Source organism: Sphingomonas sp. (genome assembly GCF_004799495.1).
Lineage (GTDB): Bacteria > Pseudomonadota > Alphaproteobacteria > Sphingomonadales > Sphingomonadaceae > Sphingomonas.
Window position 1 is genome coordinate 301,858 of sequence record NZ_SSMY01000006.1, and the last position, 22,964, is coordinate 324,821.

Here is a 22,964-nt window from a genome sequence, read left to right on the forward strand (position 1 = left end):
TGTTGCGCGTGCGAACAAAGGAGCCTGTCGTGGCCGAGAAGAGTGGAGCCGATATCCTGATCGAGGCGCTATGCGATCTCGGCGTGGAGGTCGTGTTCGGCTATCCCGGCGGCGCGGTGCTCCCGATCTACGACGCGTTGTTCAAGCAGGATCGCATCCGCCACATCCTCGTCCGCCACGAACAGGCGGCGACGCATGCGGCGGAGGGTTATGCGCGCTCGACTGGCAAGCCCGGCGTCGTGCTCGTCACCTCCGGCCCGGGCGCGACCAACGCCGTCACCGGGATCACCGACGCGCTGATGGATTCGATCCCGATGGTGGTCATCACCGGTCAGGTGCCGACCGCGCTGATCGGGACCGATGCGTTCCAGGAGGCCGATACGGTCGGCATCACGCGGCACTGCACCAAGCACAATTATCTGGTGAAGGACCCGGCGAGGCTGGGCACGACGATCCACGAGGCGTTCCATATCGCCACCTCGGGCCGCCCCGGACCAGTGGTCGTCGACATTCCCAAGGACGTACAGGTCGCGACCGCCCGCTACACCAAGCCTGGCCCGATCCAGCACAAGACCTATCGCCCGCGCGTGAAGGCCGACCCGGCGGAGATCGAGGCGGTGGTCGACATGCTCGCCGCCGCCGAACGCCCGGTCCTTTACACCGGTGGCGGCGTTATCAACGCCGGTCCGGGCGCGTCGCAATTGCTGCGTGAGCTGGCCAAGATCACCGGCGCGCCGGTCACCTCGACGCTAATGGGTCTCGGCGCCTACCCCGCCTCGTCCGAGCAATGGCTCGGCATGCTCGGCATGCACGGGACGTTCGAAGCCAATTGGGCGATGAACCAGGCTGATTTGATCGTCGCGCTCGGCGCGCGGTTCGACGACCGCGTGACCGGGCGGCTCGACGCCTTCGCGCCCAACGCGCGCAAGGTGCATATCGATATCGACCGCTCGAGCATCAACAAGAACGTCCGCGTCGACCTGTCGATCGTGGCGGACGCGGGCCGCGCGCTGGAGGACATGGTCCGCGTGTGGAAAGCGCGCCAGCACCCCAAGCCCGACACCGCCGAATGGTGGCGCCGCATCCGCGGCTGGCGCGCGATCAAGTGCCTCGATTTCCCGGAGAGCGATCCCCAGGCGATCATGCCGCAACGCGCGATCCGCGCGCTGTGGGAAGCGACGCACAAACAATCCCCGATCATCACCACCGAGGTCGGCCAGCACCAGATGTGGGCCGCGCAGCATTTCGGGTTCGAGGCGCCCAACAAGTGGCTGACCTCGGGCGGGCTCGGCACGATGGGCTACGGCATGCCCGCGGCGATCGGCGCGCAACTCGGCAATCCCAAGGCGCTGGTCATCGACATCGCCGGCGAAGCGTCGATCCAGATGAACATCCAGGAACTGGCGACCGCGACGCAATACCGCCTGCCGGTCAAGGTGTTCATCCTCAACAACGAATATATGGGGATGGTCCGCCAGTGGCAGGAACTGACCTACGAAAGCCGCTATTCGTCGAGCTACAGCGATGCGCTGCCCGATTTCGTGAAGCTCGCGGAGGCGTACGGCTGGAAGGGCATCCGCATTGACACTCGCGATCAGCTCGACGACGGCATCGCCGACATGCTCGCGCATGACGGCCCGGTGATGGTCGATTGCCGCGTCTCGCAGCTCGCCAATTGCTTCCCGATGATCCCGTCGGGCGCCGCGCATACCGACATGATCCTCCAGGCCGCCGAAGTCTCCGGCACGATGGACGACGAGGCGAAGGCGCTGGTCTGATGCACATCAGGGAAGAAGCGACCGAGCGCCACACGCTGGCGGTGATCGTCGACAACGAGCCGGGCATCCTGGCGCGGATCGCCGGACTGTTCACCGCGCGCGGCTACAATATCGAGAGCCTGACTGTGAGCGAGATCACCGAGGACAAGTCCGTCAGCCGGATCACGATTGTGACCTCGGCCAGCGCGCACGTGCTCGAACAGATCACCGCGCAGCTCGACCGGTTGGTGCCCGTCCACAAGGTCCACGACCTCACCGCCGAGGGCGATCACGTCGAGCGCGAGCTGGCGCTGGTGAAGGTCGCCGGGACCGGCGATCACCGGATCGAGGCGTTGCGGCTGGCCGACGTGTACCGCGCGCGCGTGGTCGATGCGACGACGTCGAGCTTCGTGTTCGAGGTGACCGGCGGGACCGGAAAGATCGACACGTTCGTCGAACTGATGCGCGAAGTCGGCCTGATCGAGGTCGCGCGGACGGGTATCGTTGCGATATCGCGGGGGAAAGAGGCGGCGTAGAATTTCCCTCTCCCGTCGGGGGAGGGAAGGAGCCGCGAAACGGCGGAAGGGTGAGGGCAGTCGCCCTTCCCTGCCCTCACCAACTTCGACTAGGCAGCAAGCTGCCAAGTCTCCGTATCCTCTCCCACAGGGAGAGGAATTGAGATCAAAGGGAGCCTATCAATGCGTGTCTATTACGATCGCGACGCTGATCTGAACTCGATCACCAACAAGAAGATCGCGATCGTCGGCTACGGCTCGCAAGGGCACGCCCACGCCCAGAACCTGCGCGATAGCGGGGTCAAGGACGTCGCGATCGCTTTGCGCGAAGGATCGGCGACCGCCAAAAAGGCCGAGGGTGCCGGCTTCAAGGTCATGTCGAACAAGGATGCCGCGGCGTGGGCCGACGTGCTGATGATCCTTGCCCCCGACGAGCATCAGGCGGCGATCTGGGAGAACGACCTGAAGGGCAACATGAAGCCCGGCAGCGCGATCGCCTTCGCACACGGCCTCAATATCCACTTCGGGCTGATCGAGCCGCCCGCCGACATCGACGTCATCATGATCGCGCCCAAGGGACCCGGCCACACTGTGCGCAGCGAATATATCCGCGGCGGCGGCGTACCCTGCCTGATCGCGGTGCATCAGGACGCAAGCGGCAACGCGCACGACATCGCGCTGGCCTATGCGAGCGGCGTCGGCGGCGGGCGATCGGGGATCATCGAGACCAATTTCCGCGAGGAGTGCGAAACCGACCTGTTCGGCGAGCAAGCCGTCCTGTGCGGCGGCATCACGCATCTGATCCAGGCCGGGTTCGAGACGCTGACAGAGGCGGGCTACGCTCCCGAGATGGCCTATTTCGAGTGCCTCCACGAGACCAAGCTGATCGTCGACCTGCTTTACGAAGGCGGGATCGCCAACATGCGCTATTCGATCAGCAACACCGCCGAATATGGCGACATCACCACCGGCCCGCGGATCATCACCGACGAGACCAAGAAGGAAATGAAGCGCGTCCTCGCCGACATCCAATCGGGCCGGTTCGTCAAGAACTTCGTCCTCGACAACCGCGCCGGCCAGCCCGAATTGAAAGCCGCCCGCAAGGCCGCCGCCGCGCACCCGATCGAAAAGGTCGGCGCCGAACTGCGCGCGATGATGCCGTGGATCGGCGCGAACAAGCTGGTGGATAAGGACAAGAATTGATTTCCCTGACCGTCACCCCGGCACAAGCTGGGGTTGAGATGACCGAACGATAGCCGCTTGCGATCCCCGCTTTCGCGGGGATGACGGGTATGGGCGAGGTAGTTAGAACGGTCCTACAACGATTTCGCCGGAGACCGACGATGCGCCACCTTATCCCCCTCGCTTTCCTCGCCGCTGCGGTCGCGGTCCCCGTGGTCGCGCAGATGTCGATGCCGACCGAAGCACCCGGCAAGCTCGATCCCAAGCGCGTGGTGAAGGGCAGCTACAAGATCGATCCCGACCACACGCAGGTCGTATTCACCGTGAATCGGCTGGGCTTTACCGAGTTCAACGGCATTTTCGCTGAGCCCATCGGCACCGTGACGCTCGATCCCCGCGCGCCGGGGACGTCGAAGGTCGAAGTGACGATCCCGATCGCCAAGGTGCGGACCAGCTCTCCCGAGCTCGACAAGGTCATGCAGGCCGCGGACTTCTTCGATTCCACCAAGTTCCCGACCGCGACGTTCGTTTCCACCAACGTTAGCGTCGCCGGCACGAACGCAACGATTACCGGCAACCTGACCCTTCACGGCGTGACCAAGCGGGTCGTCCTCAAGGCGCGCTTCGTCGGGGCGGGAAACGAGTTCTGGGGCGACAAGAAACTCGCCTTCGGGTTCGCCGCGACCGCGAGCATCAAGCGCAGCGATTTCGGGCTGACCAACAGCATCCCGCTCGTCTCCGACCGCGTCGATTTGAAGATCAACGCCGGATTCGAGGCGCAGTGAGCGACGGTGACGAGGGTCAGCCCGGGGTCGGCCGGGTCGAGGCGTTTTCAGACGGCGTGCTCGCGATCATCATCACGATCATGGTGCTCGAGCTGAAGGCGCCGGAGGAACCGGGAGTCGAGCATCTGTGGCGGCTGTGGCCGACCTTTTGCGCCTACGCGCTCAGCTTTGCCTATGTCGGCATCTACTGGGTCAACCATCACCGGCTGTTCAGCCACGCAAGGCGCATCACCAACGGGCTCGTCTGGTTCAACCTGTTCCTGCTGTTCGCGCTGTCGCTGATCCCGTTTTCGACCGCGTATCTCGGCACGCAGCATTTCAGCCGCGACGCGACGCTAGTCTATCTGGCGACGATGCTGTTCCCGGCGATGGCGTATATCCCGCTGCAGGGCGTCATCCGCACGACCGGATCGCAGCGCGACGTCGCGCAAACCTATCATCGCCAGACCACGCGCAAGGGCGTTGTCGCGGCGGCAATTTACTTTGTCGGCGTTCCCCTGTCGTTCGTGTCCCCTTGGCTCGGGATCGCTTGTGCGCTGCTCGTCGCGATCCTGTGGTTTCTGCCGCGCAGCCCGATCGACAATATGTTCGGCGACTGAGCGCTGGACTTCCTTAACCATCGCGGGCTAACGCTGGCATCGAGATGACGATCGCGCTCGGCCTTATCCTGCGACTTACGCGCCCTTAGGCGCGGTTTTCACTCCGTGCGCTCATCGAGCGCGCCGCGCCTAAGGGCTGACCTTCGACTAGATTAGCCGAGAAGAGCCATGCTGCGCGACCCATCGACCAAGTACCGACCGTTTCCGACCATCGACCTGCCCGACCGGCAATGGCCGTCGCGCCGCATCGAGCGCGCACCGATCTGGCTATCGACCGACATGCGCGACGGCAACCAGGCGCTGATCGATCCGATGGATGCGGAGAAGAAGACGCGCTTCTTCGACCTGATCGTGAAGACGGGGATCAAGGAGATTGAGGTCGGCTTCCCGGCGAGCGGTGCGACCGATTTCGACTATATCCGGAACCTCGTCCGGTCGGGGCGCATTCCCGCCGACGTCACGCCGCAGGTGCTGACGCAATCGCGCCGCGACTTGATCGAGACGACGTTCGACAGCTTGCGCGGCGCTCCCAGGGCGATCGTCCACCTCTACAACGCCGTCTCGCCCGCGTGGCGCAAGATCGTGTTCGGCATGTCGAAGGATGAGATCCGTCAAATCGCGATCGACGGCGCGAAGATCCTGCGCGACTGCGCCGCCGCTCAGCCGGATACCGACTGGCGGTTCGAATATTCGCCCGAAACCTTCTCCACCGCTGAGGTCGATTTCTCGGTCGAGGTCTGCGCGGCGGTCATGGACGTGCTCCGGCCCACTCCCGACAAACCGATCATCTTCAATCTGCCCGCGACGGTCGAATGCGCGACGCCCAACGTATATGCCGACCAGATCGAACTGTTCGGGCGGACGATCCCCAATCGCGACAGCGTGATCATCTCGCTCCACACGCACAACGACCGCGGAACCGGGGTCGCGGCGGCGGAGCTTGGGCTGATGGCGGGCGCCGACCGGGTCGAGGGCTGCCTGCTCGGCAATGGCGAGCGCACCGGCAATTGCGACCTCGTGACCGTCGCGCTCAACATGTACACGCAAGGGGTCGATCCGGGACTCGACCTGTCGGACATCGATGCGATCATCAACACGGTCGAATATTGCACCAGCCTGCCCGTCCACCCGCGCCACGCTTATGCGGGGGAGCTGGTCTATACTTCGTTCTCGGGCAGCCATCAGGACGCGATCAGGAAGGGCTTCACCGCGCGCGAGCGGCAGAACGACGACTATTGGGAAATCCCCTACCTGCCGATCGACCCCGCCGACTTGGGCCGCAGCTACGAGGCAGTAATCCGCGTCAATTCGCAGAGCGGCAAAGGCGGCGTCGCCTGGGTGCTCGAACAAGACAAGGGGCTGCGCTTGCCCAAGCGGCTCCAAGCCGACTTCTCGCGGCATGTGCAGGGGCTGGCCGACCAAGCCAGCCGCGAGCTCGACGCCGGTGACATCTGGCGGCTGTTCGAGCGCACCTATCTGGCGGGCGATTGGGACCGGCTCAAGCTCCAGGCCTATGACGAAACGCGCGCCGCCGACGGCGACCGCATCTTCGCCGGCAGCATCGCGGAGGGCGGCGCGGTCAAATCGGTCAGCGGGCGCGGTAACGGTCTGATCTCGAGCGTGCTGGCGGGCGTCCGCGAGGGGTTCGGGATCGATCTCGAGGTGGTCGATTATGTCGAGCATGCGATCGGCCACGGCACCGACGTCCAAGCGGCCGCCTATGTAGAGTGCCGCTCGGCCGACGGTGCGACGGTATGGGGCGTGGGGATCGATGAGGACGTCGCGACCGCGAGCGTGCGCGCGGTGTTATCGGCGGCGAACCGCGCCTAGAGCTTCAACCGTGGCCTACCCAGGAAGTCGCGCTTGCCCAACTTCACGCCCTTCCAGCGCAGGATGTCATACGCCGTCGTCGCGTGGAAATAGAAATTGGGCTGCGAGAAGGAAAGCAGGAAGTCTTCGGCAGTGAACGGCATCACCATCTCGCCCATCTCGAACCGCATGTCGCGACCAACGAAACCATTGACCTCGTCGGGCGATAGCGCTTCGATCTTGGCGAGGGCCCCGGCGATGGCGGACCGCAGCCCGTCGAACGTCGTTGGCCACGGCGTCATGTCGGGCGAAAACACTCCCGCCCGGACGCCTTCGATCGCGCCGATCGAATGCGCCGAGCACGATTTCACCTGATATCCGAACGGCAGCATGTCGTCGGCCAGTCGCGCCTTGAGCAGATCGTCGGGGTCAGTCCCGGTCTCCGCGCAATGCGCCTCCGCCTTGTCGAGCAACCGCGCGACCGCGCCGAGAATCTGGACGTAATTCGGCACGACCGCCGAATAGAGCGACAGCGTCATTTATCTCTCCCCACACTCTGTCGATGAAAGACCATCAGGCCGGGCGTCGTTGGGCGCCTGTCGGGCGACGTGTTGGTCCACACGATCGGGAAACTGCCGATGCGCATCTCGTCGCCCGACACCCACGCACGCTCGTACAGTCGCGTGCCGGTCGCCGGAAACGCGAAGGGCGCGCAGAACCGTCCCGCCACATCGCGCGCGACGTTCAGTTTCCACCCGCCGCCCAAGCCGCAACCCGATGCCTGACTCGCGTTGTAGGTCGCGACGACGTCCTCGGCGTCGGGGGTCATCGTGATCGACCGGACGTCGTGCTCGAAATCGGTGGTGCCGTCGTCCATCGTCCGCCAACTCACCATCACCGCGCGATAATCAGTGGCGACGGTGGGCACGTCGCAAGTGTTGTGCGCAAAGATTTGCGTGGCGGCGACGACCGCCATCCCCGATATCTCCAGTCGCGTGACGAAGCCGTGCCGCCCGTTCTTGCCGATCGGCAGGCAATCGGTCTTCCACACGCCGTCGAGCGCCAGGCGCGGCGCGCGCTTCGCGGCAAGCGGCGGGCCGGTGAATGGGAGCGACAGTGCCAACAGGATCGCGACTACCCTTCTCACCTCACCCTCCCCCTCGTGCGGACGACTTCACAGCCGATTTGCGCGTCCGGATAGATGTCGGGTTTGGTCGAGCGTACCGTGACTTCGGTAACGCGCAGATCGGTCAAGCACAGCGCGGCGATGCGCTCGCACAGCACCTCCTGCAGCATGATGTGCTCGCCAGCCGCGATCGCGTGGATGCCCTCGCGGATGCGGTCGTAATCGACCACCGCCTCGATCCGGTCCTCGGGCAGCGCTGGATAACGGCAAGTCATCGCGACCGACACGAGCACGCGCTGCGGTGCGGCCAACTCGTGCGCGTGGATGCCGAGCCCGATCATCAACTCGAGCGCGTCGAGCCGAATCGTGTAGGTCGCGTCACCCATCGCGGCGCCCGGGGGTCGAGAACATTACGTCGCCGTCGCGCTTGAGGAAACGCTGGCCATTGTCGACGAATAGGTTCTGCCCGGTGACCGCGGGCGCGGTCAGGAGGTACTCGACCGCGCGGGCGATCTCCTCGATCGGAACCGGACGCTGGAGCAGATTCTGCCCGGCGACCGCCGCGAATTCCGCCTCGCTCTGGTCGCCGCTCGGCAAGGTCAGGCCGGGCGACACGGCGTTGACGCGCACCCTTGGCGCCAGCGCCTGCGCGAGCATCGTCGTCGCGCCTTCGAGCGCGATCTTGGTGCAGGTGTAGCTGAAGAAATCGGGATTGAGATTGGCGACCTTCTGGTCGAGCAAATTGACCACCGCGCCATCGGCCAGCCCGCCCTGCTTCGCCAGTTCGCACGCCAATGCGACGGGCGCCGACAGGTTCGTCGCAGTCAGCTGGGCTAAAAGTGCCGGATCGAACGCCGGCGGGCGGTCGAACTCGAACACCGATGCGCAATTGACCAGCCCGTCGATCACCCCGTTCATGGCGTTGCGCGCGGCCGTGAAGATCGCCGCGGGCGCGTGCGGGTCGGCGAGGTCGCCCACCACCGTCGCGACGCGCTCCCCGGAAGGATCGAGTTCCGCCGCGAGGCTGCCCGCATCGTCATCGTGCGGCTGGTGGTGGTGGATCACCACGCGGTGCCCCGCCCGCGCCAGCGCACGGACGATCGCCGCGCCGATCCGCCGCGATCCGCCGGTAACGAGGACGGTCCGGGTCAAGCGCGGCCCTGCATGTCCATCAGCGCGAGCACTTCGCGTCGGCTGCGCTCGTCGTCGCGGAACACGCCCATCATGCGGCTGGTGACCATCCCCACGCCCGGGGTGCGTACGCCGCGCGCGGTCATGCACGCATGCGTCGCCTCGATCACCACCGCGACGCCCTGCGGCTTGAGGTTGTCCCAGATGCAGTCGGCTACCTCGGCGGTCAGCCGCTCCTGCACCTGCAGCCGCCGCGCGAAGCCGTGGAGGACGCGCGCCAGCTTGGAGATGCCGACGACATGGTTCTTGGGCAGATAGGCGATGTGCGCGCGGCCGATGATCGGCGCCATGTGGTGCTCGCAATGCGACTGGAACGGGATATCCTTGAGCAAGACGATATCGTCGTATCCGCCGACTTCCTCAAACACGCGCTTGAGGTGGACCGCCGGGTCGTCGTCGTATCCCGCGCAATATTCCTTCCACGCCCGCGCGACGCGAAGCGGCGTGTCGCGCAATCCTTCACGCGTGGGATCGTCGCCCGCCCAGCGAATCAGCGTTTTGACCGCATCGGCGACCTCGTCGGGGACCGGAATCTTCGGCGACGGTGCGACCAGGTCGCCGTCGTTCAAATCGTCTTCGTGTTCGCTCATCTCGATCCGTTCACGTCATTTGCCGGCGCGATGCAATAGCAAGGCCCCGCGCGCCGCTTGCATGCAGACTGTTCCTTTTGAGCAACAGACGCCCGAACCCGCAACTTTTAGAGCGTCTAGCCCATTGACGACGCAAGTTTAAGCCTCCTAGATTTGGAATGTTGGGTACGAAGAAACGCGCTAGCCGACATCAGATCGGGAGCGTCTGCAGGAGGGGATGTTTTCCGATGAAGAAATTCGAGCTTCTCGCCGCGTCTGCGATTGCCTTGCTCGCCGCCAATCCGGCGCTTGCGCAGACCACGCCGCCGCCGGGTCAGCCCGCCACGACCGGTACGCCGACGCCGCAGGCGGACGACGACAATCAGATCGGCGACATCGTCATCACGGCGCAGCGTCAATCGGAAAGCCTTCAGTCCGTGCCGATCGCGGTCTCGGCGTTCAGCGCGGCGAATCTGAAGGAGCAGCAGATCAACACGACCAGCGACCTTCAGCTGACGCTGCCCAACATCACCTACACCAAGTCCAACTTCACCTCGTCCTCGTCGTTCAACATCCGCGGCATCGGCGATTTGTGCGTCGGCGTCACCTGCGACGCGGCGACCGCGATCCACGTCAACGACACGCCGGTGCTGGGGTCGCCGATCTTCCAGAACGAATATTTCGACCTCGAGCGCGTCGAGGTTCTACGCGGGCCGCAGGGCACGCTGTTCGGCCGCAACGCGACCGGCGGCGTGATCAACTTCATCACCGCCAAGCCCGATCTGTCTGGTATCCACGCATCGGGCGACGTCGAATACGGCAATTACGACAGCGTCCGCGTCAAGGGCATGTTCAACCTTCCGCTGGGCGATATTTTCGGTATCCGCGTGGCGGGATATTACCTGAAGCGCGACGGGTTCACGAAAAACCTGTTCACCAATTCGCAGATCGACGGCCGCGACCAGTTCGACATCCGGGCCTCGATCCGCTTCCAACCGTCGTCGAGCACCACGCTCGACATCGTCGGGCATTATTTCAAGGAGAATGACGACCGCTCGCGCATTCAGAAGCAATTGTGCCACCGCGACCCGACCGGCGTGCTCGGCTGCCTGCCCGATCGCCTGGGGAACGACACGGTCAACGGCAACGCCCAGTTCAGCTCAACCCTGACCAGCACCGAATTTCTGCGCATCGCCTATGCCGGCACGCCGCTCGCCGCGGTGGGTCCGACGTTCGCGCTCGGCAGCGTCTATGGTGCCGATGCGTTCAGCGGCGCCGTCAATCCCAGCGATATGCGTACCGTCAACGACGATTACGCGCCGCGCTTCAAGACCAACGAGAAGCAAGTGCTCGCCAACCTGGTGCAAGATTTCGGCGACATCACGCTCAAGCTGGACGGTGGTTATACCGAGGGATCGACCGACTCGACGGTCGACTATACGCTCGCGACGGAAACCCGGAACTATCAGACCAACGCAGGCCTCAACACCTTCAATGCCGTCGCGGGCTCCGGAGCGCTGGGCCCGGGGTTCCTGGCTGCGCGCAACGCCCTGCTGCCCAACGGCAATACCTCGTCGCTCTGCCAGTCGCTGGCGGAACCGACCGGCACCGGCGTATTTGGCGGCCATGCGATCTGCGCCCCGACCAGTCTCGACTTCGACCGGTCGACCGGTTCGGCCAACCAGTATTTCGGCGAAGGCATCCTGAGCAGCAAGTTCACCGGCATGTTCAACTTCCTGCTCGGCGCCGGCTATCTGAACTATCACCTCAAGGAAAACAGCTATTATGTCAATTCGTTCGCGCTCGATTACGCGTCGGTGCTGTTCGGCGGCGGCAGCGGCTATTCGGCGACGCCGTTCTATCGCAACAACACCACCGATTACACGCTGAAATCCTACGGTATTTTTGGCGAGGCCTATGTCAATTTCAACGACAAGGTGAAACTGACGCTCGGACTGCGCTACAACCATGACGACAAGCATGTCGAGGCACGTACGACGCTGCTGACCGGCGTCGTGGTGCCGTTCAACACGACCAACGTCTACACCTCGCCGGCGTTCGTCAATTTCGACGCCGACCCGACCCGCACCGGCATCCAGCCGCTGGCGATCAACGACGTGAGCTTCAGCCGGCTCACCGGCCGTGCGGTGCTCGACTGGCAGATCACCGACCGCAACCTGCTCTACGCCTCCTATTCGCGCGGCTACAAATCGGGCGGCATCAACCCGCCGCTGACCCCGGTGTTCGCGGTCCCGGTCGGATTTGGTCCGGAAAGCGTCAACGCATTCGAGATCGGCTCGAAGAACACCTTCCTCAACGGGACGCTACGCCTCAACCTGACCGGCTTCTACTACCAGTACAAGCAGCTTCAGCTGAGCCGCATCGTGGCGCGCACCGCGGTCAACGACAATGTCGATGCCGACGTCTACGGGCTCGAGGCGGAAGCGATCATCAAGCCATCGCGCCAGCTGATGTTCAACCTCAACGCCAGCTATCTGCACACCAAGGTGACGACCGACAAGTTCCTTGCGAACACGCAGGACCCGTCGGGCGGCCGCGCCGACGCGGTGATCATCAAGGACCTGCAATACGGCAACAATTGCGCGGTCATCTCGAACGCCGGCATCGCCGCGCAGTCGAACGGTTTCGTCGGCGCGGTGAACGCCGGCCTCGGCCTCCGCGCGCCGACCGCAATCCCGGGCACCAACACTACCGGCGCATTCAGCCTATGCTCGGTGCTGACCGCGAACGCCACGGCGGCGTCGGGCGTGACGGTGCTGCAGGAAGGCGTGACCACCAACATTCGCGGCAACGAACTGCCGCAATCGCCACACTATAAATTCTCGGCCGGGGTCCAGTACACCGCCGATATCGGCGACTGGACGCTCGTGCCGCGCGCCGACCTGACCTATACCGGCGGCTATTACGGCAGCATCTTCAACCAGAACATCAACCGCATCCAGGGCTATGAGGTGATCAACGCCCAGATCCAGTTGAACGGGCCGAAGGACCGCTTCTATCTCCGGGCGTTCATCCAGAACCTGACCAACAACAACGCGATTACCGGCCTGTACGTTACCGACCAGTCGTCGGGCCTGTTCACCAACGCGTTCACGCTCGAACCGCGCCGCTACGGCGTCGCGGCCGGGTTTAAGTTCTGACACGCACGCCCGGCCGCGATCTGCGGCACCGAACCGACGAAAAATGGAAGAAAGGCCCGAATTTTTTTCGCGGCCTTTTTTCTTGCCCGCGGTGCGCGGGCGGGCGCTGACGCTACGGAAAGGCGGGTTGCCGCGACGTGACGCTCCACCGCCACTGTCCCCCCGCGGCAACACCCGCCGAAAACGCGCCGACGCCCGCGGGCGCGGCCATTGACGGCACAAGTTTAAGCCTCATAGGCTCGGCCTCACTCAGGTTAGAAACCGCGCCAGCCGGCACGAGACACGGCGGCACTTGCAGAGGGGATACCCATGAAGAAATTCGAGCTTCTCGCCGCTTCCGCGATCGCGCTGATCGCCGCCGTGCCCGCCGCCGCGCAAACCACGCCGCAGCCCGATGCCCAAAAGGCGCCGACCGACACGTCCTCGCCGCAGACCACGACGGCCGAAAATGCGGCGACCGACAACGACATCGTCATCACCGCGACGAAGCGCGAGCAAACGCTGCAGGACACGCCGATCTCGGTGTCGGTGACGACCGCCGCGGCGATCGAGCGGTCGCAGGTACGCGACCTGCTCGACCTGCAGACCCTGGTGCCGTCGCTCAAGGTCGGCCAGCTGCAGAGCTCGGCCAACACCAACTTCATCATCCGCGGCTTCGGCAACGGCGCCAATAATATCGGGATCGAGCCGTCGGTCGCGGTGTTCATCGACGGCGTGTACCGCTCGCGCTCGTCGGCGCAGATTTCCGATCTTCCCAACATCAAGCGCGTCGAAGTGCTGCGCGGGCCGCAGTCGACGCTGTTCGGCAAGAACGCGTCGGCCGGCGTGATCAGCATCGTCACCGAGCTGCCGCAATTCAAGTTCGGCGGCAGCGTCGAGGCGAGCTACGGCAACTACAACGCGATCGTGCTGAAGGGCGACGTCACCGGCCCGATCACTCAGACCCTCGCGTTCAGCCTGGCGGGCAATTACAACAAGCGCGACGGCTACGCGCATTACGTGAACCTCGGCACCCGGGGTAACGACCGCAACCGGTACGGCTTCCGCGGGCAATTGCTGTTCGAACCGAGTTCGGACTTCAAGATCCGCCTGATCGCCGATTACGACCGGATCGACGAAGTCTGCTGCACCGTGGCCAGTCTGTTCAATAACAACAGGCCGCCGAGCGCGTCGTTCCAGGTCATCACGCCGGGATATGCGATCGCGCAGGTAGGTGGGAAAATCAATTCGAACCAGCCCTTCTCCTACGACAGCTACGCCAACTTCCCGTCGATCACGAAGATCGACAATTACGGCTTCTCAGGCCAGATCGACTATGCCGTGACGCCCCAAATCGCGCTGACCAGCATCAGTTCGTATCGCCGGGTGAAGACCTACACCAACGCCGATTCTGATTTCTCCAGCGCCGACCTGATCGGCTCGAACCAGCTAACCACGAAGGTCGACACCTACACGCAGGAAGTGCGGCTCGCGTCGAGCTTCGACGGGCCCTTCAACTTCCTGATCGGCGGGTTCTATTTCAAGGAAGACATCGCCAGCGACGGTTCGCTGACGTTCGGCAAGGATTTCAAGGCCTATGCCAACCTGTTGAGCGGCGGCAACTACAGCGGGCTCGAGCCGACGCTTCGCGCGCTGCTCGGGCTGCCGGCTGCAACCCCGGCCACGGCATTCGGCGCACAGGGCCAAGGCCGGTTCGAGCACTACAAATACAACAACGAGGCCTATTCGATCTTCGGCCAGGTCGACTTGAAGCCGATCGAGAACCTCACCTTCACCGCCGGGTTCAACTATACAAACGACCGCAAGAAGGTGCGGACCAACGACTCCACTACCGACACATTCTCGCAGCTCGACTTGGTCAAGGCCGGATTCAATCTCGCTGTGACTCCGGTGGCGTTCGGCGGGTTGGGACTCACGCCCGCTCAGGCGACGGTGTTCTCGACGACAACCAACCCGTTCCTCGCCTTCAGGCCGCTGCAGTTCCTGCCGCCGTTCCTTAATTATCCGAACGCGGTGGAAGATGGAAAAACGCACGACGACAATCTGTCCTATACGTTGCGCGTCGCGTACAAGTTCAGCCGTAACGTCAACGCCTACGCAAGCTATGCCACCGGCTTCAAGGCGTCGTCGTTCAACCTGTCGTACGACAGCCGACCGTTTCTCAGCGACGCGGCCGCGCTCACGACCGCCGGGCTGACCGTCGTCAACCAGACCTACGGCACGCGCTATGCGGGTCCGGAAAAGGCGCAGGTATACGAGGTCGGCGTGAAGGGCAGCTGGCAAGGCTTCGGCATCAACGTCGCGGTCTTCAAGCAGATTCTGAAGGGTTTCCAGAGCAACGTCTTCCAGGGCACGGGTTTCGTGCTGGCGAACGCCGAGCAGGAATCGACCAAGGGCATCGAAATGGACGCGACGATGTCGCCGACCAAGAACCTCGTGTTCACCGCATCGATGACGTATCTCGATCCGAAGTACGACAAGTTCACCGGCGGATCGTCGTTCAACCCAGCGACCAATCTGGTGGTGCCGACCGACCTGACGGGCAAGACGCCCTCGGGTATTTCCAAATACTCAATCTCGGTCGGCGGCACCTACACCGTGCCGTTCGGCAACGAGCAGGCGGTGATCTTCCACGTCGACTATGCGCACGACAGCGCGTTCACGATCGCGCAGGGCCTACCGTACAAGGCATCGCCGGAATCGCTCAACGCGTCGATCGGCTTCCAGGTGATCAAGGGCCTCGAGCTCAGCGTATGGGGCCGCAACTTGACCGCGCCGAAGTATAATCCGGTTATCTTCCCGGGTGTTGCGCAAAGCGGGACGCTGTCGGCCTATCCCAGCCCGCCGCGCTTCTATGGCCTGGACGCTCGCTTCAAGTTCTGATGCGGGCGGCCTCGCCTGACCGTGGGGCGACTACGAAAGTAAAGCCCCGGCGAGCGCTTCGCCGGGGCTTTTGCTATGCAAGCCGCGCGGCGTGCCAGGCGACGTGATCGGCGATGAAGCTCGCGATGAAGTAATAGCTGTGGTCGTAACCCGGTTGCATCCGCAGCGTCAGGCCGATCCCGGCGGCACGGCAAGCATCGACGAGCAAGTGCGGCTTGAGTTGCTCGACGAGAAACTGGTCGGCCTCGCCTTGATCGACAAGGATCTCCGGCACGCGCGCGCCGTCTTCGATCAGCGCACAGGAATCATAGCCCCGCCATGTCGCGCGGCCGGCGCCGAGATATCCGGTCAACGCCTTTTCACCCCACGGGCAACGCAGTGGCGACACGATCGGCGCGAACGCCGATACGCTGCGGAAACGCTCGGGATTACGCAACGCTATCGTCAGCGCGCCGTGCCCGCCCATCGAATGACCGGTAATGCCCTGCCGCGTTATGTCCGCCGGAAAGTTCGCATCGATCAGGGCGGGCAGTTCGTCCTCGACATACGACCGCATCCGGTAAGTGGCTGACCACGGCGCTTCGGTCGCATCGACGTAGAAGCCCGCGCCCTTGCCGAAATCATATGCGTCGTCGTCGGGGACATCGTCACCGCGCGGCGACGTATCGGGCGCGACCAAGATCACACCATGCTCGACCGCCGCACGCTGCGCGCCCGCCTTGGCGATGAAATTCTCCTCAGTACACGTCAGCCCCGCGAGGAACCACAGCACCGGGAACGGGCCCTCGCCCGGCGGAACGAATACCGCGAAACGCATCGGCGTGCGCGTTTCGACGGACTCGTGGCGATAGATGCCTTGGACGCCGCCGAAACAGCGTTGCTCCGATAGCGTCTCCAGCGTCACGCCGGCATGCGATGCAGGGCGCAAAGCTTGTTGCCGTCGGGATCGCGCAAATACGCGAGGTACAGGCTCATCCCCGAGCCCGTCCGCACGCCGGGCGGGTCCTCGATTGCGGTGCCGCCATTATCCACCCCGGCCCGGTGCCACGCATCGGCCTGTTCGGGCGTCATTGCGAAGCCGATGGTCGAGCCGTTGCCGTGCATCGCGGGCTGGCCGTCGATTGGCGGGGTGACCATGAATATGCCGCCGTTATGCGCATAGATCAGCCGGCCCTTGTCGTCCTTGCGACCCTCGCGCCCGCCCATCGCGGCGAACGTCGCGTCGTAGAATTTCCGGCTGCGATCGATGTCGTTCGATCCGACCATCATATGGCTGAACATGTCCTCTCCCTCCTCAATAAACGACGACGCTGCGGATGCTTGCGCCCGCGTGCATCAGGTCGAAGCCCTTGTTGATCTCGTCGAGACTGAGCACGTGCGTGATCATCGGGTCGATTGCGATCTTGCCCTGCATATACCAGTCGACGATCTTGGGCACATCGGTGCGGCCCTTCGCGCCGCCGAATGCGGTGCCGCGCCAGTTGCGCCCGGTGACGAGCTGGAACGGGCGCGTCGCGATCTCCTTGCCCGCTTCGGCGACCCCGATGATGATGCTGGTGCCCCATCCGCGATGGCACGCCTCGAGCGCGGTGCGCATCACCTCGGTATTGCCGGTCGCATCGAAGGTGAAATCCGCGCCGCCGTCGGTCAGCGCCAGGACTTGGGCAATGATGTCCTCGCGCGATTTCCCGCGCGCGTCGATGAAGTCGGTCATCCCGAACTGGCGACCCCACGCTTCACGATCGGGATTGATGTCCACGCCGGCGATCCGGCCCGCGCCGACCATCTTCGCGCCCTGGATGACGTTGAGCCCGATCCCGCCGAGCCCGAACACGACGACATTGTCCCCGGCCTGCACCTTGGCGGTGTTGACCACCGCCCCCACACCCGTGGTGACTCCACAACCGATGTAACAGCTCGTCTGGAACGGTGCGTCCTCGCGAATCTTCGCCACCGCGATTTCGGGCAGGACGGTGAAGTTCGAGAAGGTCGAACAGCCCATGTAATGAAAGATCGGCTGATTTTTGTAGCTGAAGCGGCTCGTCCCGTCGGGCATCACCCCCTTGCCCTGCGTGGCGCGGATCGCGGTGCACAGGTTGGTCTTGCCCGATAGGCACGATTTACACTGGCGGCATTCGGGCGTGTAGAGCGGGATGACGTGGTCGCCGGGCGTCACACTCGTCACGCCGATGCCTATTTCGCGCACAATCCCGGCGCCTTCGTGGCCCAGGATCGAGGGGAATAACCCTTCCGAATCAAGACCATCGAGCGTGTAGGCGTCGGTGTGGCAAATGCCCGTGGCCATGATCTCAACCAGCACTTCGCCCGCCTTTGGCCCCGCCAGGTCGACCTCGACGATCTCGAGCGGTTGCTTGGCTTCGAACGCAACGGCGGCGCGGGTCTTCATGGCGGCTCCTGTCGGTTGATCCGCGCTTCTAGGCACTTCGCCGGTTCGCGCCAATCGCGTCCTCGCCGAATGGGATAGAAAACGTGCATCCTAAGGCGTGACAAGCGCAAAAAGGCAGCGCACAAGGAGGGGCGCTAGTAAGAGGCGTAACGAGTCTAGGCCGGTAACCGGCCAAACGAACAGGAAGGAATGCAATGGCTAACGCACCCAAGACCGGCGGCATCCACGCCCCCGTCACCCCGTCGCCCGAACTCGGCGCGATCGTCGGCACGGCGCCGCTGCCCCGCAGCCAGGTGATCTCCAAGGTGTGGGACCACATCAAGAAGAATAACCTGCAGAATCCCGCCAACAAGCGCGAGATCCTGGCCGACGACAAACTGAAGAAGGTCTTCGGCACCGACAAGTGCTCGATGTTCGAAATGAACAAGCACATCGCCAAGCACGTCAAGGCGTAAGCCACGGGGCACACCAATAGGGCGTCGGTGCGATCCGTGCCGGCGCCCTTGTTGTGTCCGCTACGCGCCTTCGCGGTGCAACCGGTGGAGGAAGCTCCCGCGCGGCGCGGGCAACTCCTTGAATGGCCGGATCACTTCGTTCCACAGATGGATCGCGACCGTATCCGGCGCGATTACCCGATCAACGCTCGTCGCCGGGTCCAGCACCCAGTCGGCCTGCGCATAATGCACCGGGTAGAATGTCTCGACGGGCACCGCCCAGCGATCCAGCCCGTGGCGGCGCGCGAGCGCGGTCAGCGCGCGCGGCCCGGTCGCGCCCCACGGCATCCGCGCAACGTCGCTCCTCCCCTCGCGCCGCAACCGCCCCTTTGCACGCCAGCGCTCACGCCACGACAGCCAGTCGGGAATCGTCTGCCCGTCGAACGGTGCGGTCAGCGCCGGCAGGATCGGCGAGTCCGCGGGTAAGCGCAGAACCGCGTTGTTGAGCATTCCCGGCTGCTCGTACCCGAACAAATAGGGCGCATCGAAACCGAGCGGATGGAGCAGGTAGATGTCGGTGTCGATCCACGTGCCCAGCCCCTGCCGCTGTACCTCGTAGCGGAACAGGTTGGAGAACAGCGCCACGCTGCCGTTCGGGTAGCGCACGACGCGGTCGCTGGGCACGACGCGCGCAGCGTCGGCTACCGCCACGCCCTCGGGCACGCCCTGCGGCTGATCGTAGCAATAAAGCGTGACGGCGTGCCCCTGACGCACCGCCGCGCGCAGGCAGGCGCGCTCGACCATGCCGAGCGCGTCGCCAATCCATAACGTGGCGACGCGATCCGGCCCGATCACAATACTCCCCAAAATTGGTGGTCCCGGAGGGACTCGAACCCCCGACGCCCACTTTAGGAAAGTGGCGCTCTATCCTGCTGAGCTACGGAACCACGCCGCGTCAGGTACCGGCAGCCCCAGCGCTGGTCAATTGCATGCGTCGGGCGGCACCACCGGCAGAGGCAGCGGCGCGACGGGCACGCCATCCTCGGCCAGCGCCTTGGCTTCAGCGATCGTCGCCTGGCCGTGGATCGGGGCGTGATCCTCCTCGCCCGCATGCATCGCGCGGGCGCGCCCGGCGAACGCGGTGCCGACCCATTGCGACCCCTCGAGCGCCTTCGACTGCGCCGCGGCCAGCGCCGCCATCGCTGCCTTCATCGCGGCGGGAGAGACGTCGGCCTGCCGGTTGCTCTTCGCCCCCACCGCCGGCGCCATCACCGCCTTTTCGATCGAGCGGTCGCCGCAGATCGGACAATCGACCAGTCCCCGCGCCTGCTGATCCTCATAATCGGCGGACGAACCGAACCATGCTTCGAACACGTGGCTCTTGCCGCATTTGAGGTCGAAAACGATCATAGCCGCTCAACGTCCGGGATGGCCCGGCGGTGCCGAAGCGCAGGGATGCGGGCGCGAACCTCCTCTTGCTTTGTCTGGTCGATCTCGGCGAACCCCAGCCCCGGCGCCTCGCGCATATCGAGCAGCACCTCTCCCCACGGATCGATCACCAGCGAATGACCGTAAGTCGCGCGGCCGTCCTGATGCACCCCGGTCTGCGCCGCCGCGACGACGAACGCCGCGCTTTCGATCGCACGCGCGCGAAGCAGGACGTGCCAGTGCGCCGCGCCGGTCGGTCGCGTGAAGGCAGCGGGAACGGTGAGAACCGTCGCGCTGGCGTCGGTCAGCGCGCGGTAGAGGTCGGGAAAGCGCAGGTCGTAGCAGATCGACATGCCGAGCGCGCCGGCGGGCGTATCGACGACCATCGCCCGGTCGCCTGCGGTGTAGCTCGCCGATTCACGCCAGCTTTCGCCGGTCGGCAGGTCGACGTCGAACAGATGCAATTTGTCGTACCGCGCCCGGATCGTCCCCACATCGTCGATCACGAAACCGCGATTGGCGAGCTTTCCGTCCTCGCGACGGATCAGCAGCGAACCCAGATGAATCCATAGGCTGTGCTCGGCCGCTGCGGCGCGCACGGTCGCGAGTACCGCGTCGCTCGCTTCGTCGCGGATATTGCTCGCCGCCCGCTCGCGGTCGCGATCGACCAGCCCCGACACTTCGGGCGTGAACAGCATTGTCGCCCCGCCCGCGTTTGCCTCGGCGATCGCCTGAACGATGGTGGCGACATTGGCGGCGGGATCGATCCCGCCACTCATCTGGAGCAGCGCGATCTTCATGCCGCGAGAAGCGGATCGAGTCCCCCGCGCGCGTCGAGCGCGGCGAGATCATCCGACCCGCCGATATGCTTTCCGTCGATGAAGACCTGCGGCATCGTCATCCGCCCGCCCGAGCGCTGGACCATCTCGGCCTTCTTGGGGCCGCCCATCGTCACGTCATATTCGACCGGCTCGACGCCCTTCGATGCGAGCAAGCTCATCGCGCGCGTGCAATAAGGGCACCACGCCTTGGTGTAGATTTCGACCTTTGCCATCGTACGAAAAGGTGGAGAGCGAGGTCGCGCTTGTCAATCGAACGAGTCGCCGACCACGCGTGCCCAGCACAGCACGGTGACCTTGGCCGCTCCGCCCTTGAGCAACGCCCGCGTGCACGCGTCGGCGGTCGCACCGCTGGTATAGACGTCGTCGATCAGCACGATGTGGCAGTCCTCGAGCCCGGCGCGGCGCGCAGGATCGACCACGAACGCCGCGCGGACCGCCTGCCGCCGTTGGCGCGGGCCCATGCCCTTGAGCGCGGGCGTCCGGCGCGTGCGATGCAGGAGCAGCGGGTCGTGCGCGATGCCCGACGTCCGCGCCAGTGCGGCGGCGATCAGTGCGGCCTGGTTGAATCCCCTGCCCCATAAGCGCCAGCGATGCAGTGGCACCGGCACCATCAAGCCTGCATCCGCTGGCAAATGCCGCGCCATCAACCGCGCCGCCGTCGTCGCGAACGCCAACCGTCCGCCATATTTGAGCCGCAACGCCAGCGTCCGCGCGACCGGGCCGTACGCCACCGCCGCCCGTGCGCCCGCGTGACGCGGCGGGTGGTCGAGGCACGCGGCGCATTGCGCCCCCGGACCGCGATCGATCGCGAAGGGCTGGCAGCACGTCGCACACCACGGCGGCCCGAGGAAATCGAGCGATCCCCAGCAATCGATACAGAAGCGATGATCGCCGCGCACCACCGCGCCGCACCCGGGGCAGCGCGGCGGCAGCGCCAGCGCCAAGGTCTCGCCGAGGATCGCGGTTACCCCCATCGCGCCCTTGTCGCGCGCGCGCGGTGGCGGCACAAGCGCCCGCGCATGGACACCCCCGAAATCTTCGACCGCGCCGCGCGCCGCCAGCGCCGCGACCGGGCAGCGGCGAACTGGCGCGACCACGATTTCCTGCGCGCGGCGATGCTCGAGGGGATCGCCGACCGGCTCGCGAGCGTGAAGCGCGATTTCCGCGACATGCTCGATCTCGGCTGTTTCGACGGGACATTCGCATCGCCGCCGGGCGCTGCCGTCACGCGGATCGACGCCGGCGCCGCGTTCGCGCGTCGGGTGGGCGGTATCCAGGCCGACGAGGACGCTTTGCCCGTCGCACCCGACAGCTTCGACCTGGTCGTGTCGGCCGGGGTGCTCGACAGCGTCAACGACGTGCCCGGCGCGCTGACGCAGATCCGCCGTGCGCTGCGCCCCGATGGGCTGTTTCTCGGCGCCTTTATTGGAGGTAGCTCTCTGAGCGTTGCGCGTGCCGCGTTCCGCGAAGCTGAGGCCGATCGCCCGGCCGCACGCTTTCACCCGATGGTCGATGTGCGATCAGCGGGTGACCTGCTCGTCCGTGCGGGGTTCGCGCTGCCGGTCGCCGACAGCGAAGCGCTGACCGTTCGCTACCCCGACCTGTTCCGGCTGATCGCCGATCTGCGCGGGATGGCGGCGAGCAACGTGCTGCGCGGCCGCGTGCCGCTGACTCGCGCGACCATTGCGGCTGCGGCGAGCGCCTTCGCCGGCCACGCCGATCCCGACGGGCGCGTGAGCGAACGGTTCGAGATCGTCTTCCTGACCGGCTGGGCGCCCTCGTCCGACCAGCCCAAGCCGGCGAAGCGCGGCAGCGCGACCGCGTCGCTGGCCTCAGCGCTCGGCCGCTAGCGTCTCGGCCAGCGGTCGGTCGGCGGGCGGCATGGCGAAGCGTCCGAACTCGGTCGGCACACTCCAGCAAATCTCCGCCGCGTCGATCGCCCGCGCCTCGCCCCGCCACGACCGGCAGCGATAGAGCAGCAACGTCAGGTGGCGCTCGCCCGGCGACTCGCTGAACGCGACGGGGGTCAAATCGGCGGCGTCGATCTCGATCCCCAGTTCCTCGCGCAATTCGCGCACCAGCGCCGCCCTGGGCGTTTCGTCCGGCTCGACCTTGCCGCCCGGGAATTCCCACAACCCGGCATGCTGCCTGCCCGCCGGCCGCCGCGCCAGCAGCACGCGCCCCTCCGCATCGGTCAGCGCTACCGCGACCACCAGCATCGTCATTTGGGCACGCACTCCTGTCCTGTTGTCATTTCGTTAACGAACCCCGCTTAA

General features: G+C 65.0%; 24 protein-coding genes and 1 tRNA gene. 10 read left to right on the forward strand and 15 right to left on the reverse strand.

The features are described from left to right. Positions 1 to 29 precede the first annotated feature (29 nt). From E7773_RS07315 to leuA, 6 genes are all read left to right on the forward strand, one after another. Positions 30 to 1,778 carry an acetolactate synthase 3 large subunit gene (locus tag E7773_RS07315; RefSeq protein WP_293989897.1) on the forward strand — a complete coding sequence of 583 codons (1,749 nt, stop codon included), beginning with the start codon at positions 30 to 32 and terminating at the stop codon, positions 1,776 to 1,778. Then, the gene (ilvN, locus tag E7773_RS07320) at positions 1,778 to 2,293 is read left to right on the forward strand and encodes an acetolactate synthase small subunit (RefSeq protein ID WP_293989898.1); all 516 of its coding nucleotides are present in this window, start codon (positions 1,778 to 1,780) and stop codon (positions 2,291 to 2,293) included. The genes E7773_RS07315 and ilvN overlap by 1 nt, the downstream gene beginning before the upstream one ends. 162 nt (positions 2,294 to 2,455) lie before the next feature. After that, the gene (gene ilvC, locus E7773_RS07325; RefSeq protein ID WP_293989899.1) at positions 2,456 to 3,475 is read left to right on the forward strand and encodes a ketol-acid reductoisomerase; all 1,020 of its coding nucleotides are present in this window, start codon (positions 2,456 to 2,458) and stop codon (positions 3,473 to 3,475) included. Positions 3,476 to 3,615: 140 nt separating this feature from the next. Further along, entirely contained in the window at positions 3,616 to 4,239 is a 624-nt protein-coding gene (locus E7773_RS07330; protein ID WP_293989900.1) for a YceI family protein, read from the forward strand. Then, positions 4,236 to 4,838: a TMEM175 family protein gene (locus tag E7773_RS07335; protein ID WP_293989901.1), complete on the forward strand. Its 603-nt coding sequence runs from the start codon at positions 4,236 to 4,238 to the stop codon at positions 4,836 to 4,838. Before E7773_RS07330 ends, E7773_RS07335 begins: the two co-directional genes overlap by 4 nt. Positions 4,839 to 5,006: 168 nt before the next feature. Next, positions 5,007 to 6,668, forward strand: coding sequence for a 2-isopropylmalate synthase (gene leuA, locus E7773_RS07340; RefSeq protein WP_293989902.1), 1,662 nt, complete (start codon positions 5,007 to 5,009; stop codon positions 6,666 to 6,668). Here leuA and E7773_RS07345 read toward each other — a convergent pair. From E7773_RS07345 to folE, 5 genes are read right to left on the reverse strand one after another with little or no spacing between them, the layout of a single operon-like run. After that, complete coding sequence (locus E7773_RS07345) at positions 6,665 to 7,186, reverse strand: DUF1993 domain-containing protein (protein WP_293989903.1); 522 nt, start codon at positions 7,184 to 7,186, stop codon at positions 6,665 to 6,667. The two genes, leuA and E7773_RS07345, sit on opposite strands and share 4 nt — an antisense overlap. Beyond that, positions 7,183 to 7,794 carry a hypothetical protein gene (locus E7773_RS07350; RefSeq protein ID WP_293989904.1) on the reverse strand — a complete coding sequence of 204 codons (612 nt, stop codon included), beginning with the start codon at positions 7,792 to 7,794 and terminating at the stop codon, positions 7,183 to 7,185. The genes E7773_RS07345 and E7773_RS07350 overlap by 4 nt, the downstream gene beginning before the upstream one ends. Beyond that, positions 7,791 to 8,159, reverse strand: a complete 369-nt coding sequence (locus tag E7773_RS07355; RefSeq protein WP_293989905.1) for a dihydroneopterin aldolase — start codon at positions 8,157 to 8,159, stop codon at positions 7,791 to 7,793. The genes E7773_RS07350 and E7773_RS07355 overlap by 4 nt, the downstream gene beginning before the upstream one ends. After that, positions 8,152 to 8,925 carry an SDR family oxidoreductase gene (locus E7773_RS07360; RefSeq protein ID WP_293989906.1) on the reverse strand — a complete coding sequence of 258 codons (774 nt, stop codon included), beginning with the start codon at positions 8,923 to 8,925 and terminating at the stop codon, positions 8,152 to 8,154. The genes E7773_RS07355 and E7773_RS07360 overlap by 8 nt, the downstream gene beginning before the upstream one ends. Next, positions 8,922 to 9,554 (reverse strand): GTP cyclohydrolase I FolE, encoded by a 633-nt coding sequence (gene folE, locus E7773_RS07365; protein WP_293989907.1) that lies wholly within the window; start codon positions 9,552 to 9,554, stop codon positions 8,922 to 8,924. Before folE ends, E7773_RS07360 begins: the two co-directional genes overlap by 4 nt. Before the next feature lie 227 nt (positions 9,555 to 9,781). Here folE and E7773_RS07370 point away from each other — a divergent pair, with 227 nt between their 5' ends. Both E7773_RS07370 and E7773_RS07375 read left to right on the forward strand, forming a co-directional pair. Then, on the forward strand, positions 9,782 to 12,694 hold the full coding sequence (locus E7773_RS07370; RefSeq protein ID WP_293989908.1) for a TonB-dependent receptor: 2,913 nt from the start codon (positions 9,782 to 9,784) through the stop codon (positions 12,692 to 12,694). A 309-nt stretch (positions 12,695 to 13,003) separates the two neighbouring features. Next, positions 13,004 to 15,577 (forward strand): TonB-dependent receptor, encoded by a 2,574-nt coding sequence (locus E7773_RS07375; RefSeq protein WP_293989909.1) that lies wholly within the window; start codon positions 13,004 to 13,006, stop codon positions 15,575 to 15,577. Positions 15,578 to 15,650: 73 nt separating this feature from the next. Here the strand turns inward: E7773_RS07375 and fghA are convergent, their stop codons facing one another. From fghA to E7773_RS07390, 3 genes are read right to left on the reverse strand one after another with little or no spacing between them, the layout of a single operon-like run. After that, on the reverse strand, positions 15,651 to 16,481 hold the full coding sequence (gene fghA / locus E7773_RS07380) for an S-formylglutathione hydrolase (RefSeq protein ID WP_293990015.1): 831 nt from the start codon (positions 16,479 to 16,481) through the stop codon (positions 15,651 to 15,653). Beyond that, positions 16,478 to 16,858: a VOC family protein gene (locus E7773_RS07385; protein WP_293989910.1), complete on the reverse strand. Its 381-nt coding sequence runs from the start codon at positions 16,856 to 16,858 to the stop codon at positions 16,478 to 16,480. Before E7773_RS07385 ends, fghA begins: the two co-directional genes overlap by 4 nt. A gap of 13 nt (positions 16,859 to 16,871) precedes the next feature. Beyond that, positions 16,872 to 17,984 (reverse strand): S-(hydroxymethyl)glutathione dehydrogenase/class III alcohol dehydrogenase, encoded by a 1,113-nt coding sequence (locus E7773_RS07390; protein ID WP_293989911.1) that lies wholly within the window; start codon positions 17,982 to 17,984, stop codon positions 16,872 to 16,874. 194 nt (positions 17,985 to 18,178) lie between these two features. Here E7773_RS07390 and E7773_RS07395 point away from each other — a divergent pair, with 194 nt between their 5' ends. After that, positions 18,179 to 18,439, forward strand: coding sequence for an SWIB/MDM2 domain-containing protein (locus tag E7773_RS07395; RefSeq protein ID WP_293989912.1), 261 nt, complete (start codon positions 18,179 to 18,181; stop codon positions 18,437 to 18,439). A gap of 60 nt (positions 18,440 to 18,499) precedes the next feature. Here the strand turns inward: E7773_RS07395 and E7773_RS07400 are convergent, their stop codons facing one another. From E7773_RS07400 to E7773_RS07425, 6 genes are all read right to left on the reverse strand, one after another. Continuing rightward, complete coding sequence (locus E7773_RS07400) at positions 18,500 to 19,273, reverse strand: hypothetical protein (protein ID WP_293989913.1); 774 nt, start codon at positions 19,271 to 19,273, stop codon at positions 18,500 to 18,502. A gap of 15 nt (positions 19,274 to 19,288) precedes the next feature. After that, a tRNA-Arg gene (locus E7773_RS07405) sits at positions 19,289 to 19,365 on the reverse strand. A gap of 34 nt (positions 19,366 to 19,399) precedes the next feature. Beyond that, positions 19,400 to 19,828: a DUF1178 family protein gene (locus E7773_RS07410; RefSeq protein WP_293989914.1), complete on the reverse strand. Its 429-nt coding sequence runs from the start codon at positions 19,826 to 19,828 to the stop codon at positions 19,400 to 19,402. Continuing rightward, a complete protein-coding gene (locus E7773_RS07415) occupies positions 19,825 to 20,646 on the reverse strand; it encodes a carbon-nitrogen hydrolase family protein (RefSeq protein WP_293989915.1) in 822 nt (273 codons plus the stop codon). The genes E7773_RS07410 and E7773_RS07415 overlap by 4 nt, the downstream gene beginning before the upstream one ends. Then, a complete protein-coding gene (gene grxC, locus E7773_RS07420) occupies positions 20,643 to 20,900 on the reverse strand; it encodes a glutaredoxin 3 (protein WP_293989916.1) in 258 nt (85 codons plus the stop codon). Before grxC ends, E7773_RS07415 begins: the two co-directional genes overlap by 4 nt. Positions 20,901 to 20,933: 33 nt before the next feature. Beyond that, entirely contained in the window at positions 20,934 to 21,662 is a 729-nt protein-coding gene (locus E7773_RS07425; RefSeq protein ID WP_293990016.1) for a ComF family protein, read from the reverse strand. A 45-nt stretch (positions 21,663 to 21,707) separates the two neighbouring features. On the opposite strand from E7773_RS07425, the gene E7773_RS07430 reads away from it, so the two are divergent. Next, positions 21,708 to 22,538 (forward strand): class I SAM-dependent methyltransferase, encoded by an 831-nt coding sequence (locus tag E7773_RS07430; RefSeq protein WP_293989917.1) that lies wholly within the window; start codon positions 21,708 to 21,710, stop codon positions 22,536 to 22,538. On the opposite strand, the gene E7773_RS07435 is transcribed toward E7773_RS07430, so the two are convergent. Beyond that, the gene (locus E7773_RS07435) at positions 22,521 to 22,907 is read right to left on the reverse strand and encodes a (deoxy)nucleoside triphosphate pyrophosphohydrolase (protein ID WP_293990017.1); all 387 of its coding nucleotides are present in this window, start codon (positions 22,905 to 22,907) and stop codon (positions 22,521 to 22,523) included. The two genes, E7773_RS07430 and E7773_RS07435, sit on opposite strands and share 18 nt — an antisense overlap. Positions 22,908 to 22,964: the final 57 nt, after the last annotated feature.